17 protein-coding genes are annotated in these 18,313 nt (G+C 62.8%); 16 read left to right on the top strand and 1 reads right to left on the bottom strand.

Going from position 1 to position 18,313, the window contains the following annotated elements:
• Positions 1 to 48 precede the first annotated feature (48 nt).
• The 14 genes from BCR55_RS29775 (at position 49) to BCR55_RS33235 (ending at position 15,614) form a co-directional block, all read left to right on the top strand.
• The gene (locus BCR55_RS29775; RefSeq protein ID WP_065497373.1) at positions 49 to 2,520 is read left to right on the top strand and encodes a DNA topoisomerase 3; all 2,472 of its coding nucleotides are present in this window, start codon (positions 49 to 51) and stop codon (positions 2,518 to 2,520) included.
• A 9-nt stretch (positions 2,521 to 2,529) separates the two neighbouring features.
• Positions 2,530 to 4,962, top strand: a complete 2,433-nt coding sequence (locus BCR55_RS29780; protein ID WP_065497375.1) for an ATP-binding protein — start codon at positions 2,530 to 2,532, stop codon at positions 4,960 to 4,962.
• On the top strand, positions 4,959 to 5,333 hold the full coding sequence (locus tag BCR55_RS29785; protein WP_065497240.1) for a hypothetical protein: 375 nt from the start codon (positions 4,959 to 4,961) through the stop codon (positions 5,331 to 5,333). The genes BCR55_RS29780 and BCR55_RS29785 overlap by 4 nt, the downstream gene beginning before the upstream one ends.
• A gap of 10 nt (positions 5,334 to 5,343) precedes the next feature.
• The gene (locus tag BCR55_RS29790; RefSeq protein ID WP_065497377.1) at positions 5,344 to 5,724 is read left to right on the top strand and encodes a hypothetical protein; all 381 of its coding nucleotides are present in this window, start codon (positions 5,344 to 5,346) and stop codon (positions 5,722 to 5,724) included.
• Positions 5,693 to 5,989 (top strand): hypothetical protein, encoded by a 297-nt coding sequence (locus BCR55_RS29795; protein ID WP_065497242.1) that lies wholly within the window; start codon positions 5,693 to 5,695, stop codon positions 5,987 to 5,989. Before BCR55_RS29790 ends, BCR55_RS29795 begins: the two co-directional genes overlap by 32 nt.
• 63 nt (positions 5,990 to 6,052) lie before the next feature.
• Positions 6,053 to 6,520, top strand: coding sequence for a hypothetical protein (locus BCR55_RS29800; protein ID WP_011875780.1), 468 nt, complete (start codon positions 6,053 to 6,055; stop codon positions 6,518 to 6,520).
• A complete protein-coding gene (locus BCR55_RS29805) occupies positions 6,520 to 6,807 on the top strand; it encodes a type II toxin-antitoxin system RelE/ParE family toxin (RefSeq protein ID WP_011875781.1) in 288 nt (95 codons plus the stop codon). The genes BCR55_RS29800 and BCR55_RS29805 overlap by 1 nt, the downstream gene beginning before the upstream one ends.
• 30 nt (positions 6,808 to 6,837) lie before the next feature.
• Positions 6,838 to 7,227 (top strand): hypothetical protein, encoded by a 390-nt coding sequence (locus tag BCR55_RS29810; protein ID WP_065497379.1) that lies wholly within the window; start codon positions 6,838 to 6,840, stop codon positions 7,225 to 7,227.
• 1 nt (position 7,228) lies between these two features.
• A complete protein-coding gene (locus tag BCR55_RS29815; protein ID WP_043293136.1) occupies positions 7,229 to 7,432 on the top strand; it encodes a hypothetical protein in 204 nt (67 codons plus the stop codon).
• Positions 7,429 to 7,683: a hypothetical protein gene (locus BCR55_RS32065; RefSeq protein ID WP_074038322.1), complete on the top strand. Its 255-nt coding sequence runs from the start codon at positions 7,429 to 7,431 to the stop codon at positions 7,681 to 7,683. The genes BCR55_RS29815 and BCR55_RS32065 overlap by 4 nt, the downstream gene beginning before the upstream one ends.
• A gap of 12 nt (positions 7,684 to 7,695) precedes the next feature.
• Positions 7,696 to 9,231, top strand: a complete 1,536-nt coding sequence (locus BCR55_RS29820; protein WP_065497382.1) for a zeta toxin family protein — start codon at positions 7,696 to 7,698, stop codon at positions 9,229 to 9,231.
• Between the two features lie 267 nt (positions 9,232 to 9,498).
• A complete protein-coding gene (locus BCR55_RS33735; RefSeq protein ID WP_254661886.1) occupies positions 9,499 to 9,804 on the top strand; it encodes a hypothetical protein in 306 nt (101 codons plus the stop codon).
• An 83-nt stretch (positions 9,805 to 9,887) separates the two neighbouring features.
• Complete coding sequence (locus tag BCR55_RS29825) at positions 9,888 to 14,930, top strand: DEAD/DEAH box helicase family protein (protein WP_254661887.1); 5,043 nt, start codon at positions 9,888 to 9,890, stop codon at positions 14,928 to 14,930.
• Positions 14,931 to 15,476: 546 nt separating this feature from the next.
• Positions 15,477 to 15,614, top strand: a complete 138-nt coding sequence (locus BCR55_RS33235; RefSeq protein ID WP_175403861.1) for a hypothetical protein — start codon at positions 15,477 to 15,479, stop codon at positions 15,612 to 15,614.
• Between the two features lie 89 nt (positions 15,615 to 15,703).
• On the opposite strand, the gene BCR55_RS32070 is transcribed toward BCR55_RS33235, so the two are convergent.
• The gene (locus BCR55_RS32070; RefSeq protein ID WP_371493917.1) at positions 15,704 to 16,822 is read right to left on the bottom strand and encodes an IS256 family transposase; all 1,119 of its coding nucleotides are present in this window, start codon (positions 16,820 to 16,822) and stop codon (positions 15,704 to 15,706) included.
• Between the two features lie 162 nt (positions 16,823 to 16,984).
• Here BCR55_RS32070 and BCR55_RS29830 point away from each other — a divergent pair, with 162 nt between their 5' ends.
• Positions 16,985 to 17,122 (top strand): hypothetical protein, encoded by a 138-nt coding sequence (locus BCR55_RS29830; protein WP_176697472.1) that lies wholly within the window; start codon positions 16,985 to 16,987, stop codon positions 17,120 to 17,122.
• Between the two features lie 294 nt (positions 17,123 to 17,416).
• Positions 17,417 to 18,313 (top strand): YafY family protein, encoded by an 897-nt coding sequence (locus tag BCR55_RS29835; RefSeq protein WP_065497244.1) that lies wholly within the window; start codon positions 17,417 to 17,419, stop codon positions 18,311 to 18,313.

Here is an 18,313-nt window from a genome sequence, read left to right on the forward strand (position 1 = left end):
CGTCGTCCAAAGCCGCTTGCAGCCGAGCAACCGAACCGAGGAAGGATCATGGGTAAAGCATTGATAGTCGCCGAAAAACCATCCGTCGCCGCCGACATTGCGAAAGCGCTCGGCGGTTTCACCAAGGCCGACGGGTATTTCGAGCGCGACGACGCGATCGTCGCTCCGGCGCGAGGTCATTTGGTGGAACAGACCGTGCCAGCAGCCGACGCGAAAGGTATGTGGAAGATCGGCGTCTTGCCGATCATTCCCGACAGCTTCGAGCTCGAGGTCATCGACGGCTGCACCGCCGAGTTCAGCCGGCTGAAAAAGCTGATGGCCCGTGACGACGTGGCCAGCGTCGTCAACGCATGCGACGCAGGGCGAGAGGGCGAACTGATCTTCCGCCTCATTTACAACAAAGCGGGTTGCCGGAAGCCGACGAAACGCATGTGGATTCAGTCGATGGTCGCCTCAGCCATCCGCAAGGCGCACGACGATCTGCGCCCCGGTGCAGAGTTCGACCATCTTTCGGACGCTGCCTTTTGCCGCTCCGAGGCTGACTGGATTGTGGGCGTCAATGGCACGCGAGCGACGACCGCGCTGCGCGAGCGGAAGACGCAGCGCCGGGAGGTGTCGCCTGTCGGACGCGTCCAAACGCCGACACTCGCCATGCCGGTCATTCGCGAGCGGGAAATTGCGGCCTTCGTCGCGCGGGACTACTGGGAGATCCACGGAACGTTTCGCGCACAGGCCGGCACCTACGTCGCGAAATGGATCGGCGATGCCGACGGCGACACGTCGCCGGCTGAAACCGAAGGCGACGCGGAAGCCGAAGCCGAGCAAACCGGCGCACGCTGTTTCGATAAAGCGAAGGCGCAGGCTATCGTCGACAAGTGCAAAGGCGTCGATCCGTCGTCCGTTGTGGACGAGTCGAAACCCGAAGAGCGGCCGGCCCCCGCGCTCTTCGACCTGACCGCGCTCCAGCGCGAAGCCAACAAGCGCTTCAAATTCTCTGCGAAGAAGACGCTCGACATCGCGCAGGCACTTTACGAAAAGCACAAGGCCACAACCTATCCGCGCACCGACTCGCGAGCGCTGCCCGAGGACTATCTCGAAACGGCCGCGGCCACGCTTGCCACCTTCGCCTCAACACCGCTTGAGGCACACGCGCAGCGTGTCATCGAAAACGGCTGGGTGAAGCCTGACAAACGCATCTTTAACAATGCCGACATCAGCGATCACTTCGCAATCGTGCCGACCGGCCAGCAGCCGGACGGTCTGTCGTCCGACGAGCAAAAAATCTACGACCTCGTATCGCGTCGCTTCATCGCGGTGTTCCACCCGTCGGCGAAATACGAAAAGACAGTGCGCACAACTATCGTCGCGGGTGAAACGTTCCGCACGTCCGGCAAGGTGCTGGTCGAGCCCGGTTGGCTCGCAGTCTATGGCGAAAAAGCGCACGACGACACCGCGGCCGCGCTTTGCAAGGTCGCCGACGGCGAAGCGGTCACGGCCGACGCCATCGAGCTGAAGGCGTTGCAGACCAAGCCGCCGAAGCGATACACGGAAGCGACACTGCTGGCCGCCATGGAAAACGCCGGCCGCCAGGTCGAGGACAAGGACATTCGCGCTGCGATGAAGGCCAACGGCATCGGTCGTCCCGCGACGCGCGCGGCCATCATCGAAGGGTTGCTGGAGGACAAGGACAAAAACGACAACCCGAAGGAGCCCTATCTGCGACGCGACGACAACGAGCTCGTTCCAACGCCCAAGGCGATGGAGCTGATCGCGTTCCTCGAGGAAGCCGGCATCGACTTCCTCGTGTCGCCGCAGATGACCGGCGAGTGGGAGCAAAAGCTGTTGCGCATGGAGAAGGGCGACTACCGGCGCAGCACGTTCATGAGCGAGATCGCGGACCTGTCGACTGGCATGGTCGAAACCATCCGCGCGAAATATAACGAGCTGCCCGATCCTGTCGCCAAGGCGCTCGACGCACCTTGTCCGCGCTGCAGCGCCGCCGTACATGTCGACGGCCGCGCGTACCAGTGCAGCGGTTGCGATTTCAAGGTATGGGGCGAAATCCTTGGCCGTCGGCTGACCGAAGCCGAGGCGAGCACCCTGATCACCAATCGCAAGACCAGCGTGCTGTCCGGTTTCACCAGCCGCACGTCCGGCAAGAAGTTCTCGGCCGCCCTCAAACTGGACGTCGAAACAGGAAAGGTCGACTTCGAGTTCGAAGACCGCGCGGCGCCGACTTCCAATGGCGAGGCCAAGCAGCTCAAGGCCAAGTGTCCGAAATGTTCGTCTGGCATTGAGATTCAGGCGTGGAACTACGCGTGTACCGGCTGCGACTTCAAAGTGCGCACTGAAATCGCGAGCCGCAAGCTGTCTCCGGGCGAGGCCGAAACTCTTATTGGCAAGGGAAAGACCGGCGTACTCGCCGGGTTCGTCAGCAAATCGAAGCGCAAATTTTCGGCCGCGCTCAAGCTTGATGCCACTACCGGCGGCGTTACGTTCGAATTCGAAGATCGCAAGTGAGGACGGACCATGCAGCTCCCCTTTGAACTTGATCCGCAGATCATCCACCACATCATCTACAGCCAAGCCGGCTCGATCGGCAAGGCGATCATCGAGCTGCTGATGAATTCGGTCGACGCACGCGCCACGGCCGTGCAGCTCTCGATGACCAAGGAAGGCTTCGAGTGTTCCGACGACGGAAACGGGTTCGCGAATCGCGAAGACGTCGTTCGCTATTTCGGGCGCTTCGGCACGCCGCACGACGAGGGCGATGCCACCTACGGCCGCTTCCGGCTCGGCCGCGGCCAGATCATGGCGCACGCGAGCACCATCTGGCGTTCGAACGAATGGCAGATGACAGTCGACACGCGCGCGATGGGCTACAACTACGATCTGGAGCAACTGGAGCAAGCCCGGCCGGGCTGCTCCATCTCAGGCCGATGGTACGAGCCGCTCACGGATTCCGAACTCATGTCGGCCGTGCGGGAAATCCGCGATCTCGTGCGCTACACGCCCGTCAGTGTCGAGCTCAATGGCCGCGTCATCACGCGCGATCCACGAACTGAACGCTGGGATGCCGAGGACGAATTCGCGTGGTATCGCGCGAAGGAAGATGGTGCCGTGTCGATCTACAACCAGGGCGTGCTCGTTCGGCACGACCCCGGACACATGTGGGGCGCAGGCGGGCTCATCGTCTCGAAGAAGGCAATCGCACTCAACGTCTCGCGCACCGAGATCCTGCGCAAGACGTGCCCGGTCTGGAAAGCAATCGCGAAGCAGTTTTCCACGTTGGCCGACGACGTTCGATCGCGGCTCGGCGAACACCGCAAGACCGAAGCGAGCCGCGAGAAGTCGGCCCGCGCGCTGCTCGCCGGTGACCCGAACATCGTGCAGATCTACGAGAAGGAAGAGGTCATCACGGTGCTGCCGGGAAAGCGAAACCTGACGATGCAGGCGTTCCTGCGCAAGTGCCGCTACAGCCACAACAAGCGCCAGGGCAACCGCTTCACAGTCGTCGAGAACGGCTTCGACGTGCCCAAGGGCGAAGCGATTGCCCGCGAGGGCATCGCTGTCGTCGTTCACCCCAAGACGCTCGAGCGCTTCGGTTGTTACAACGCACACGACCTGGTTGACTGCGTGGACCGCATCCACGCCAACATCCGCGAGGATATTGAGAAAAACGGTACCCGTTTTTGGGGCCTGGATACGCTCGAGTTGCCCGAGCTCGTGGACTTCGCGACGTTACGTGACGCCTTCGTTGAGCGCACAGCGCTTGTCACTGAACGCGATGCGTTGGACAAAGAGACTCGCCGTGCGTGGACCGCGCTTCGCACGATCCTTCACCACTATGCCGCCGTTCTGACCGGCGGCGAACGTCGCTACCACGGCAGTCCCATCGTGAGGGGCGGCAAATCTTTCCAGATCCTGCTGGGCGAGTCGAACACCGCAGAGGCTTGGACCGATGGGGAAACCTACATCGCGCTGACCGTCGACGTCGTGAAGCGCCTCAAGACGGTGCCGCTCAAAGCTGCCGCGTACATTTTCAGCTTGGTGGAGCATGAGGTCGCACACGAAGGGGATAGTCTCGACTGCGGCCACGACGAAGCGTTCTACCAACGCTTCCACGACCTGACCATCAAGTACGCGCAGGAACGCCAGTGGTACATGCACGCATGGCTCATGCGGTACACGACCAGCCTGGAAGCCGAGGGCAAGCGCGCACGAGGCGAAGCATGGCGCGAGCGCTATCTTGTCGATCGCGCGGGCACAGGCCGCACGAAGCGCGGCTTGCCACGCGCAATCGACGACGTGGCGACCGATCCGCCCGTCGTGACTCCCGAAGAGAACATGGCCTTCATCGACTATCAGAACGCGCGCCTCGTGCAGGCTGGCGTCTGCCCGCCACCGCCGAACTGGACAGAGGTGCTTGACCGTGCGCGCAGTACCCAGCAACAAGTTGAGATCGATCTTCGTGCGGAGCGCGCGCGCCGGGAAGCCGAGGATGCCGCCGAGATGGCTGAGTTCGACGCGTTTTACGAAGAGATGCAACGCGAAGAGCAAGCGGCGCGGCAGCGCCTCGCGTTGCTGCTCGGTATCAACGCCGACGAGATCACCGATTACGCATTCGACTACCTGGCTGCGTCGGGCCTTTCTGACGACGACGTAAAGGCGATTTGGCAGCAGAAGCCGTGGGCCGAACGGGAACGGGAAATCTACGGCGATCCTATCGACTATCAGGACTGCGCCACGCAGCCCGACGATGGCGAGACAGACGCCACGGCCGACGACGAATCTCCCGACAACGACCCTGCCGCAGTCGAGGCAGGAGCCTTCTATCCCCCTGAGCTGCGCGCGCTGATCCAGCCAGGCGAAACGACGTGGGCGCTCGAGCGTAACGCGGCGGCCGCCGGCTTCTATCGCGTCGAGGACTATCTGAAATGGCGAGCAGAGGTGAATTCATGAAACGATGCGTCATCGCGCTCGCGCTTATAGCGTCGCTCGCCGCTTGCGACCGCAAGCCGCCCGCCGAGGCCGACGCTCAGGGCACTCACCGCGAAGTGCTGCAGGGCTTCCAGACCACGTTCTATCGCGTCAGCGACGGCAAACAGCGATGGGTCGAGATCGCTATCGCCGTCGACGGCAGCAAGACGTTCCGCATGCCGGTCTTTTTCTCCGACAATGGGCGACTTGTCCAGGTCAGCGACGACGAAGCCCGCACGCTGATCGATAAGTGGCTCAAGCAGCGGGCGGCGAACGTCGCCGCCTTCGGCTCGGTCGACCCGCAGGTCGGCGGCAACACTCCATTTCTGGCAATCGACCGCAACACCCCGTAACGGAGCGACCATGCAAGAACGCGCCTACCTTGAGGCAGTACCGGCCTACCACGCGACATCGCCCGACGGCCGCACCGTGCCTTTCATCGTCTCGTTGCTGCTGCACGACGCCGAGAACAAGCCTCGCATCACACCTGCCGTCGAGCGGTCAATCGACCGCACCATCGACATCACCGGCCGCGAAGGCCTCGCCCTGGCGATCATCGCGGACGACGACGAAATGCCGGCCACGGCACGCCGTTACGTCGAGCGAGCTATGGGCATCCCTGGCGCGATCATCCTGTTCCGATGCCAGAGTCCCGAGACGGCGGAACGCCTGATGCAGCACCTGCATGCCGAGTACCAGCTCACGCTTGTTCGTGAGCCGGCCGAGCCCGCACCCGGTCCCTGAAATCACACCTGCCGTCGAGCGGTCAATCGACCGCACCATCGACATCACCGGCCGCGAAGGCCTCGCCCTGGCGATCATCGCGGACGACGACGAAATGCCGGCCACGGCACGCCGTTACGTCGAGCGAGCTATGGGCATCCCTGGCGCGATCATCCTGTTCCGATGCCAGAGTCCCGAGACGGCGGAACGCCTGATGCAGCACCTGCATGCCGAGTACCAGCTCACGCTTGTTCGTGAGCCGGCCGAGCCCGCACCCGGTCCCTGAATTTGCATGTTAATTGTTATTCGTGTACTCTAATAACAATTAAATTGCACCGGAGAGACCGAGATGCACACCTTGACCCTTGAACAGTTGCGGGCCACTACGGACGCCGGCGGCGTCGCGGGCGTCACGCTCAAAGCGCAGGGCGGCGCTTTCTACGTAAAAGTCGACACGCGCAACGGCGACGAGGCCGTGCTCGCGAAGGCCCGCAGCAGCGAACCTCGCAGCTTCGGCAACCCCGCGCAGGCATTGACGCTGCTGCGCGGCCTCGGGCTGGCTGTCGGCTCATTCGACGTGCAGGACTGGAACCCGGAGGACAGGGCCACGGTGCGCACTCGTCCCGACCGCGCCGAGGCCCTGAAGCGGACGCACGAAGCGGCCGAACACGACAAATGGTTCCGCGCGCAGGTCGAACAGGGTCTCGCCGAGGCCGACGATCCGAATACGAAGTGGGTGCCGCACGACGTCGTGAAAGACGACATGCAGCGTCAACGCGAAGCACTGAAGGCCCGTATCGCAGGCGGCAATAAGTGATGGAATTGGTATGGACGCCACGCGCACGTCGCGCTCGCGAAGAGGCAATCGACTACATCGCGCAGGACAACCCGGTTGCCGCACTCGGCCAGCTCGACGAGATCGAGCGGCAGACCGACATGCTGATTCAGCATCCCGAAATGGGGCGCCCCGGCCGAGTGGAGGGCACGCGCGAGCTCGTCATCAGCCGCACGCCGTTCATCGTCGTCTATCGGCTTAGGCCGCGCGCCCGACGCATCGAACTGATCCGCTTTCTTCACGGCGCGCAGCAATGGCCGAAGACGTGACGAAGGACCGAACCACCGAGAGGACCGAACATGAAACTGAAAGTCAGAAACGCAGCCGGCGAACAGCACACGATCGACATTGATGCGTGCGACACAGCCATTATCAACGGCGCGCAAGGCCCGACCACCTCGTTGCTCGATTGGCTTACCGCTGACGAGCGTCGAGAACTGGACGAGTGGTGCAACAACCAGACGCCAAGCCCGAATGGCTCGATCGCAATGAATGCGTGGCCCGGTTGGCATGATGTCGCGCTCCGACGCTTCGCTGACACCGCCCGCAACTACAGGCCAAATATCCAAACCGTAACGCAGTCGTTCGCTCAACTCGTCGTCGGGGCACCGGCCAGCGGCAAGTCGCAGATGATGAACTCCTTCCCCATCACGGACCCGGACGCGCCGAACACGACGGAGGGCAACTGACGTGAAGACGACCGTACAAACTGGCGTTGCGATCCTTGCCCTTCTCATAGGATTGCTTTTCTGTTTTGCCGCCGCGCGCGGCTACATGCAGCACGACACCATCGCTCTGCGGCCATTGCTGTTCGGGGTGGTCGACGTGGCTGTCGCATGCGTGTTGCTACGCAAAGCCTATACGGCCCGCAAGGCCCGGAGCATGCCGCTATGACAACCTGGACTGACGAACAGCTTGCCGATTATGAGTGCGCGCTCGAAACGATCGGCAACGTGATTGCCCTGAAGGCGCGCGACATCGAAGCCGAGAAAACGAAGCCGTCGCCGAACTCAGATCGCATTGACGAACTGCGACGGCAACAAGCCGAACTTGCCGACGAGCGTAGTCGCTTGCGCATCGGCGATCACGACGCCGTTGCGCGCGCCATCGAGCAATACGGCAGGCTTGTGCGCGCAAGCGCGTGAACTGAGGGCGCGATGACGGTTATCCACGACAATCGCCCGCGCGGACTCTCGGTCGAAGAGGCGCAGAAAGCCGTCGACGAGTTCCTCGCCGAGTACAACGGGAATATTCCCGTAACCGCCGTCGTGCGCGCAACACAGGAGGAAATCTATGGACCCCAAGCATCCCGCGAAAAGCTCGGCTACCGTATCGACGGCGCATACCACCCGGCCCGACGCATCTTTACCCTTGCAGCTTCCAATATGGGTGACGAAGGGGCCGTCCGACGAGCCCTTCGCCACGAGCTGCTCGGCCACTACGGGCTCAACACTTTCAGCCCGACTGAGAAGCGCGCTCTGCTCGATCGCGTTCTGGAAACGCGGCACGAGCCGTCGTTGAGCCACATCTGGAAGCGGGTGGAGCGTGACTACGCCTCGCTTCCAGATCTGCACAAGGCCGAGGAAGTGTTCGCCTTCGTCGCCGAAGAAGAGCGCAGCTTTCTTGGTCGCGCATGGGATGGAGTGCGAGCAGCGCTTCAACGCGCCCTTCGTGCGACGGGACTTTCCAGCCGACCATTGACCCTCACGGAGCTGCGCGACGTAGCCCGCGACATCGCGCGCGGCATCCGCTCAGGCGATCGCGAGCAGCAGACGTTTCCCCAAAGCGACACCGCGCAATTCCGGCTCGATCCTGAAACGCATGCCGAGATCCTGCGCGACATCCAGACCCAAGCACTCGGGGCTACGCGACCGGCCCAGCGGCCCGTAGCGATCATTCTCGGCGGGCAGCCTGGCGCCGGCAAAGCCGGGCTGGCCAGTGCAGCGCTGGAGGAGCTCGCCGGCAACGCCGTAAAGATCGACGCGGACGAGCTCCGCAAGAACCATCCGGCCTACATCGCGCTGATGCGTGAGGACGATCGCACGGCCGCGGACCGCACACACGGCGACGCGGGCCCGTGGGCCGTCAAACTGACGAGTGCGGCGATGGCCGCGCGGCGCAATCTCATCGTGGACGGAACGATGCGCGACCCGGACAACCTGGCCAAGCTCTGCAGGAAGCTGCGTGAGGCCGGATACCGGATCGAGGCCCGCGTGATGGCCGTCAACCCGCTCGTCAGCCGTCTCAGCATTCACGAGCGATATGAGCGTCAGGTACGGGCCAACGGCTTCGGCCGCTGGTCGAACCGCGACAAGCACGACGCAGCGTTCAGCGGCGTGCCGCTGACCGTCGAGAAGCTCGAGGCGCAGCAGCTCGTCGACCGAATGACCGTGTTCGCACGGAACAGTGACGAGCCGATCTACGACAACCGGCTCGTCGCAGGACATTGGGAGCAGCCGCCGGCGGGCCGCGAGCGGGTCGACGCAGAGCGTGCGCGCGATTGGTCGCCGGCCGAACGTCACCAGTTCGCCGACAAGCTCGACGCGATCGCACGCCGAATGCAACAGCGAGGAGCCGGCGAAAGCGACCTCGCGTCGCTGGCCGAGCTTCGTGCCGATTTTGAACGGCAGCATCCGACTGACCGGCACGCGCCGCGCGTGACCCGCCGCGATGCCCCAAAACCCGGAGGGTGACGCTGATATACGACACTGGCCGACATATGTCGCATACGCCACGAAAGCAGCGCGCACGGCGCTGATTAAACATCTCTAGCCGTTTCGGACGCATTTTGTATAATGCCTATGATACAAACGGCTAGAGGGCGTACATCATGGCAAAAAAGCGGCAGCCGGCCGACGATCTCAACCAACTCTCATTCGACTTCGAATTCAACGCCACCGCCGACATCATCGACAGCCTTCAGGCACAGATCGATGTCGACGAAGATGAAGGAGCACAGCATGCTTACCGGTCAAACTCAGCCGCTGTCGATCGCGGCGAAAATCCTCAAGCCGACGACGATTCAGGCCGTCCGGCGTTCACCCTCGTATCACCTGCAGGGCTGGAAGATCCTCGACCGCTGGGCGTTCAACAGCCCGGAGAAACTGCGCTCGCTGGAAGCGCAGGGCGAGGTGATCCTGCTGGGCAGGCTTCTGGAGCAGCAGACGATCGAGCACCAGGTCTTGAGCCGCTCGATCGACCAGAAGCAGAACGGCCTGACGGAGCACGAGATCCTGGTCAGCAACGAGATCAATACCGAGCTGTAACGCCCGCCGACTACAACATCACCGCCGCGGACCGGCTCGGGGAGGGCGGCGCCAAGGCGAAATATCGGGACAACATCGCTGCATTGAAGCTGCTCCTGCAGCTTCGTGAAGAGCAGCGCAGCGCGACGCCTGACGAACAGGCAATCCTCGTGCGCTATGTGGGCTGGGGCGGCATTCCGCAAGCGTTCGACCACCGCAATCAGGATTGGCAAGACGAATACCTCGAGCTCGCCGGCCTTCTCTCCAAAGATGAATACGAACGTGCGCGCCGTTCCACACAGGACGCGCACTACACGTCGCAAACCGTCATCGAGGGTATCTACAAGGGCCTCCAGCGTATCGGGTTCGACGGCGGCCGCGTCTTCGAGCCGTCTGCTGGCATCGGCAATTTCATCGGCCTCATGCCGGCGCCGATGCGTGCCGCGACCCACTTCACGGCGATTGAGCTCGATCCACTGACGGCCGAGATCGCGCGGCATCTGTACCCCAGCGCGACGCATATCAACCGTGGCCTGCAGGACGTCGTGATTCCCGCCGGTCATTTCGATGCGTGCGTCGGCAATCCGCCGTTCGGCACGCAATCACTCTACGATCCCCATCATCGCGAGCTGGGCGGCTTCTCGATCCACAACTACTTCCTCGCGAAGTCGATCGACAAGCTCCGCGAAGGCGGGGTAATGGCCGTCGTTGTGAGCCGCTACTTCCTCGACGCGGCCAACACCGCGGCGCGCGAGCACATCGCGGACCGCGCGCACTTCCTCGGCGCGATCCGCCTGCCCAACACGGCCTTCAAGCGCAACGCGCTCACCGAAGTCACGACGGACATCATCTTTTTCCAGAAGGCGGCCGCCGGCGAGACGCCCGATCGGCGCTGGGTCGATGTCGGCGAAATACGAGATCACGAGACTGGCGAGCCGATCACCATAAGCCGCTACTTTATCGACCATCCTGAACAGATGGCCGGTCGCATGGCGATCACCAGCAAGATGCACCGCGACGCGGCGGACCTGGTGCCCGAGGCGGGCGTCGACCTTGCCGACGCGATCGAGCGGCGCCTGCAGGCGCTGCCTGCCGACGTTTATCGGCCCGCCGATGACGCGGCCACCGCAACCGATCGGGGCGAGGACAAACCGGCGCTCACGCTGCCGGACACGCTCAAGGTCGGCTCGTTCTTCGTCGCGCCAAACGGAAGGCTCGCGCGACGCCTGCCGGATATCCTCGATGAGCACGACTATAGCTACGTCGAGCCAAAGAACGAGCGCGCCGGCGCGCGCATCAAGGGCATGGTCCAGGTGCGCGAGGCGCTGCGCGATCTCATGCAGGCCGAGCAGTCCGAGCATGTGACCGACTTCGAACTCACTTCGAAGCGCTCGAAGCTGAACCGCGTCTACGACGACTTCGTGCGCAAGTTCGGGCACGTCAGCTCGCAGGCGAACCGCCTCGCCATGTCGGAAGATCCCGAGTATCCGCTGTTGCACGCGCTCGAAAGCGACTACGACAAGGGCATCTCGCCCGAGACCGCGAAGAAGCACGGCGTGGAGCCGCGCCGGCCGAGCGCGAACAAGGCGGCGATCTTCTCGAAACGCGTCATGAGCCCGCGCAAGGAAGTGACGCACGTCGAGACGGCGAAGGACGCGCTTGTCGTGTCGATGAACGAGAGTGGCCGCATCGACCTCGCACGCATGATGCGCCTCACAGGCAAGCCCGAGGACGAGTTGATTCGCGACCTCAAGGGCCTCATCTACCTGAATCCTGAGCGCGATCGCTGGGAGACGGCGGACCAGTATCTGACCGGCAACGTGAAGGCCAAGCTGCGCGCGGCCGAAACGGCCGCCGGCCAGAATCCCCGCTACATCGAGAACGTCGACGCATTGCGCGCCGTTCAGCCCGCCGACATCGAGCCGGTCGACATCTCCATCCAGCTCGGCTCGACGTGGGTGCCTGACCAGGTGATCGACCAGTTCGTCGGCCACTTGCTCGGCGACGTGCGCCGGCGCATCACGTATCAGGAGACGCTGGGCAAGTGGCTCGTCGACATCGAGCACGGCGATCGCACTACGGCACGCGTCACGTGGGGCACCGAGGCATATCCCGCGAACGAGCTCATCGAATCGATCCTGACGAACCGTCCGATCCAGGTCAAGGTCGAGGCGGGCAAGGACGCGAACGGGAACAAGATTTATCGCGTTGACGATTCGCAGACGGCAGCCGCCAACCAGAAGGCCGACGAGATCCGGCAGGCGTTCCTCGATTGGGTGTGGGAAGACAAGGACCGTCGCGAGATGCTCGCACGCATCTACAACGATCGCTTCAACACGAACATTCCGGCGAAGTACGATGGATCGCACCTGGACCTTCCCGGCGCGTCGCTCGACATAACGCTGCGGCCGCACCAGAAAGACGCTATCTGGCGCGGCATTCAGGACGGCACGGCGCTGTTCGATCACGTCGTCGGCGCCGGCAAGACACTCGTATGCGTAGGCACCATCATGGAGAGCAAGCGCATGGGTCTGATGTCGAAGCCCATGCTCGTCGTTCCGAACCATCTGCTGCTGCAGTGGAAGGACGCCTTTTACTCGCTGTATCCCAACGCGAACATCCTCGTCGCCGAGAAGAGCGACTTCAAGAAGGAAAACCGCGAGCGGCTGTTCGGCCGCATCGCAACAGGCGATTGGGATGCCGTGATCGTCGCGCACAGTTCGTTCAAGAAGATCGGCATGCCCGAAGACACGCTTCGCGAACTGCTGGAGGAACAGATCGAAGATCTCTCGGACGCGATCACGCAGATCAAAGCGGAGCAGGGCGACCGGATCACGATCAAGGAAATGGAGAAGGCGAAGGAGCGCATGACGGAGCGCCTCGAGCGCAAGGCCGATACCGGCGCGAAAGACTTGGCGGTCAGCTTCGCCGACCTTGGCGTCGACGCGCTTTTTGTCGACGAGGCTCATGAATTCAAGAATCTGTTCATCACGACGACGCTCAGTCGCGTGTCCGGTCTCGGCAATCTCGCCGGCTCCGAAAAGGCGTTCGACCTGTTCGTGAAGTGCCGTTACCTGCAACAGCGCAACGACGGCCGCGGCGTCTTTTTTGCGACCGGCACGCCGATCAGCAATACGATCGCCGAGCTCTATACGATGCAGCGCTACCTGCAGTACGACGAGCTCAAAGCGCGCGGCATCGTCCACTTCGACGCATGGGCGTCAACTTTCGGACAGGTCGTCACAGGCTGGGAGCTGGACGCAACGGGCGTTAACTACCGGCTCAACAGCCGGTTCTCGAAGTTCCAGAACGTTCCCGAGCTGATCTCGCTGTACCGCACCTTCGCCGACGTCATCACAAAGTCGGACCTCGATCGCCAGGCGGAGGAACGCGGCACCCGCTTCCCCGTCCCGAAGATCAAGGGCGGCCGGCCGCAGAACATCATCGTCGATCGGTCCGATGCGCAGGCGCTGTTCATGGGCGTGCAAACGCCCGTGCTCGACGACAATGGCGCGCCTGTCCTGCGCGGCGATGGCACGCCACTCAAGAACTGGAACAGCGGCTCCATCATCCACCGGATGGAGAACCTGCCGAAAGACCCGCGCGTCGACAATCCTCTCAAGATCACGAACGACGCGCGCAAGGCTGGCCTCGACTTCCGCCTCATCAATCCAAACGCAGCCGATGATCCCGGCAGCAAGGTCAATACGGCGGTCGACAACATCTACCGGATATGGGAGGCGTGGAAGGACCGGAAGGGCACGCAGCTCGTGTTCTGCGATCTGTCGACGCCAAAGCTGTCGAAGAAGGCTGCGCCGGTCGCAGACGCGGCGAACGATGACGACAGCGACGATGAGGCGCCTGCTATCTCGATGGACGAGCTGCTGGCCAGCAACTCCGACTTCTCGGTCTACGATGACATCAAGGCGAAGCTGATCGCGCGCGGCGTTCCGGAGCACGAGATCCGCTTCATCCACGAGGCGACGACAGATCTGCAGAAGGCCAAGCTGTTCGATGACATGAACCGCGGCCATTCGCGGATCATGCTCGGCTCAACGGCAAAGATGGGCGCGGGCACTAACGTACAGCGGCGCCTCGTCGCCGAGCACCATCTCGACGCGCCGTGGCGGCCGAGCGATCTGGAACAGCGCGAAGGCCGTATTCTGCGGCAGGGCAACCTGTTCTACGAAGAAGACCCGGACGGCTTCGAGGTCGAGATCCTGCGCTACGCGACCAAGCAGACCTACGACAGCCGCATGTGGCAGACGATCGAATATAAGGCCGCCGGCATCGAACAGTTCCGCAAGGGCGACAGCTTGCAACGTGTGATCGAAGACGTCGCGAGCGAAGCCGCGAATGCGGCCGAGATGAAGGCCGCCGCGACGGGCAATCCGCTGATCTTCATGCAGGTGAAACTCAGTGCCGACCTGAAGAAGGTCGAGGCACTGTTCTCGAACTATAAGCGCAATCAGCACAGCCTCGAGAGCCGAATCGGCTGGCTCGCCGATGCAGACCAGCGCGCGGATCGCGCTGTCGCGCGATGGAACCGCGAGATCGAGCTCCGCGACAAGGCCACGACCGAGCAATTCCGGTTCGAGACCAAGAACCGCGTCTATGGTGAGAAGGATCGGGAGACGCTGCTCGGCGAAGTCATGTACGCAATGAAGAAAGCAGTCGAGCGGCGGGCTGTCGGCATCCTCGATCGACCCACCGAGATGCCGGTTGGCCGCTATCGCGGATTCGATGTGAAGGTCTATGCCAGCCGCGACGAGATTCAGTTCACGTTGACCGGCTCGGACACCTACGAGCCTGAAAATCTGAGCTATCGCGCCGAGGAGAAGTTCAGCATCACCGGCTTCATCCACCGTCTCGATAATTTCATGGCCCGCTTCGAGGACTGGCGACAGGAGGCCGAAGAGACGCGAGAAAAGGAGCGTCGCGAGTACGCGAAGGCTATCGCGGAGCAGGGCAAGCCGTTCCCGCAGCAGGCGCGCCTTGAGGCGCTTCGGCAAGACGTGCGCGACGTCATGACGGAGCTGAAGCTCATGCAGGCAGACGAAAACTACGTATCGCAGTGGCAGCCTCGATCGCTGGCCAGCGACAGTAATACCGGTCAGCAGCAGGACCGTTACCGCATGCGAGCATGAGGAGGTAGACACAAGATGTTGTGCCCGACCAGCTGCCCGAAGGCACTACATCTTGTGGTCCGGCCATCTCGGCCGCACCGACTTCGACGCCTGTAAGCAGGCGAGCAGGGCAGGGCCGCCGACGGCGGCCGCACCCACCCATCCCCCCGCCCTTCCCGCCCTGCGGGAAGGGAGCGAGTCGCCCTCTGTCGTCAAGGGTGCGGGGGAGATGAAACCACCCCCACACCCTCGACTGGAGCGTCTACACCGGCACGTCAGCCCCTCAAGGGCCGCTACGCTGCCGTCCTCACCCGTTCGGTGCTCGACCTGGCCTGCGGCCAGCTCTGCGCTCCGCGTGCGGCCTCCGGGCGGCCCCTTGACCGTCTGCCATGCCGAACAACTTCCCCATCTTTTTACGCAAGTACGTATTTACGTATGTACGTAAGCAGGCTATAATAGTCCCCATGCAGTGAGGATCTCCACCCTCGCCGCATCCCCGGCCGGAAACCACTGGCGGCTACCAGTCCCCCGGCTTCGTCGTTCACCGTCCCGTCTAGGAGCATTGGAATGAGCGCGAGTCTGTTCACACTGCATCATTGGATCGTAGTCCTGAGTTGTGCCTACATGGAATACACGTACACGCCGTGGAACGGTCGCAACCACTATCGGCGCACGGTCGACTACGGCCGGGTCGTCTGGTGCTAACCCCACGCCGAAAAATTCCCCTGATCGCATTGGCGGCTACCGATGCGATCGGTTTCTGCAACATCAACGTCTAGGAGCAACCATGCACATCAAGTTCCCGGTGCAGAAGGGCACGGCCTTGGCGGAGCTCGGCTATGGCGAAAGCCTGCTGGTCCCGTGTAACGATCGGACGGTGCAATCCGTCCAGTCATCCATTCAATCGCTGTACGCAAACGGATACGGTGCGCAGCGGGGAAGTCGAACACCGTCAGGGATTCAGGAATCGCGGTTTCGGCCCACTCGGCCAGTTTCGGATGCTCCTTGCGCCAGGTGTCCAGGGCGGCTTTCAAAAGCCGCTCGGCTTCTGCCTTGTCCGGAGCATTGAAGATCGCGCGCAGTGTCGCGGCGACGTGCTTTTTCGCCTCCTGTCGGGTGACGAACTGGCCGGCGTTTTGCTGCAGATGGAACTGGCAACGCTGCCAGGGAACAGAAGGGAACACCGCTTTGCGGGCAGCTTTGAGGCCCGCATGATCATCCGCGATGATGAGCTTGATCCCGTGCAACCCTCTGGCCAGGAGGGATTCCAGGAAACGTCGCCAATTGATCTCGGCTTCCGACGTGGCCACCGTGCAACCGAGCACCCGCCGTTTGCCCGTCGCATCGACGCCGACGGCGATCAAGACGGCACAATCGACGATTCGCCCTTCCAGCCGCACTTTCTCGTAACGGGCATCCAGAAAGAGATAGGGCACTTCGCCCAGAGGACGCTCGCGCCAGGCCGCAAGCCCCTCGTCGAGCCTGGCGGCGGCACGGCTCACCTGGGCGGTGGAGAGCGAAATCTCCGGCCCCAGCAGGCGCTGCAGTACCTCGATCACCCGGCGGGTGGAGACCCCCTGGACGTACATCTCGGCCAGGGCCAGATGCACCGCCTGATCGGTGCGGGTGCCTTTTTCGAGGGCAGAAGGGTAGAAGTCGCCGCAACGCACCTGGGGCACCTGAAAGGTCAGCTCACCAAGGCGGGTGAGTACCGTCTTGGGTTTGTACCCGTTGGCGTAGTCACGCCGTCGCTCACTACGTTCATAGGGCGCCGCTCCAAGGAACTGGGATCGTTCGATCTTGGCGGCTTCATTGACGAGGATGCGCAGAGCCTCGCCGGCACCCTCCAGTCCGTGTTCGAGCAACACAGCATAAGCCATTTCCAAAGGATTGGTTTCGACACGCATCGCCATGATGGGCATACTCCTTTCTCGAAGTCATGGCGTCAGACCGAGCGCCGCGCACTTCCTACCATAGGCGCTAAACGGAATTTACAGAAAGGATGGTACACAACCAAGGACAATTGTGTCGCTTTCGAGGGGCTGAAGTTGCAAATCCCGCCGGATCGCTATCGCATGCACTACGTGAAGGTCAAGGTACGGGTGCATCGCTACCTGGACGGGCGGCTGGCGATCTTCCATGGCCCGAGAAGGCTCGCGCGCTACACGGCTGACGGTCAGCTGCAAACCCCCGAACTGCAGGTTGTCGCGTAGGTCCGCCGCGGCGCCTGCCGGGGAGGGAAGGCGCTCCGGGCTACGCCCTTCACGCCTTCCCTCCCCGGCCCGGAAAAGCGGACAGTTTATGTGCTACGAAACCGGACAGTTCTATTTGTTGACAACACGGGGGGGCAAGTCGTGACCTGACGCGACACCCAAGCGGATCGCCGCTGGTCCATGCTGCATGTGCTAATCATTTTGCAACGCACAGCGGCGCGTTTTACGACTGCTTGACGTTCGTTTTGGATATCCGTATGCTTCCGCAAAAGCTACGGAAACTAGCACACGAACATGTCGAGCGGCCGACTCCCGGAGATGACCCAGGCGCAACGCGACCGGCTCGCGTTCGTCGAGTTGCGCCTGCGGTTCGTTGGCGAGATCCGCCGCCAGGACTTGGTGACGCGCTTCGGCATCCAGGCTGCGGCAGCCACGCGGGACATCGCCCAGTACAAGGAGCTGGCCCCAGGCAATATCGAGTACGACACCAAGGGCAAGGTCTACGTCCGCGCCGCTTGGTTCCGCCCCCTGTTTGACTTCCCCGCCGAGCGGATCCTCACTTGGTTGTCCCAGGGTTACGGTGACGGCGAGCCCATCCGCTGGAAGGGTGTCGTGGCACAGGAGGGCACCAGCCTGCCGGGCAAGATCGATCTGGAGATCCTCTCCGTTCTGACGCGCGCCATTCATCAGGGTGCGGCCGTTGAAGTTGCCTACCGCGCGCTGTCCAGCGGGCTGACAACCCGCGAGATCGTGCCGTTCGCGCTGGCCGACAGCGGCCAACGGTGGCACGTCCGCGCCTTCGACCGGCGCAGCGGTGAGTTCCGCGACTTCGTGTTGGGCCGCCTCGACGCCGCCCGCATCCTGCCCGGCCCTGTGGCCGACCACGAGAAGCCCGATCAGGACATCCAGTGGAACCGGATCACCGAGCTCGAGCTCGTGCCGCATCCGGCCAACGTGCAGCACCCCGACACCATCGAGGCCGAGTACGGCATGGACGGCGGCGTGCTCAAGGTGCGGACCCGTGCGGCGATGGCCGGCTACCTGTTGCGCCGCTGGAACGTGGACTGCACCGAAGATCACAGCCTCAAGGGTGGCGAGCACCACCTGTGGCTGCGCAATCGCCAGGCGCTGTACGGCGTCACGAACCTGGTGCTCGCCCCGGGCTACGACACGACAAGCAAGGAGGGTTGA

The organism is Burkholderia sp. CCA53 (genome assembly GCF_001685525.1).
Taxonomy (GTDB): domain Bacteria; phylum Pseudomonadota; class Gammaproteobacteria; order Burkholderiales; family Burkholderiaceae; genus Burkholderia; species Burkholderia multivorans.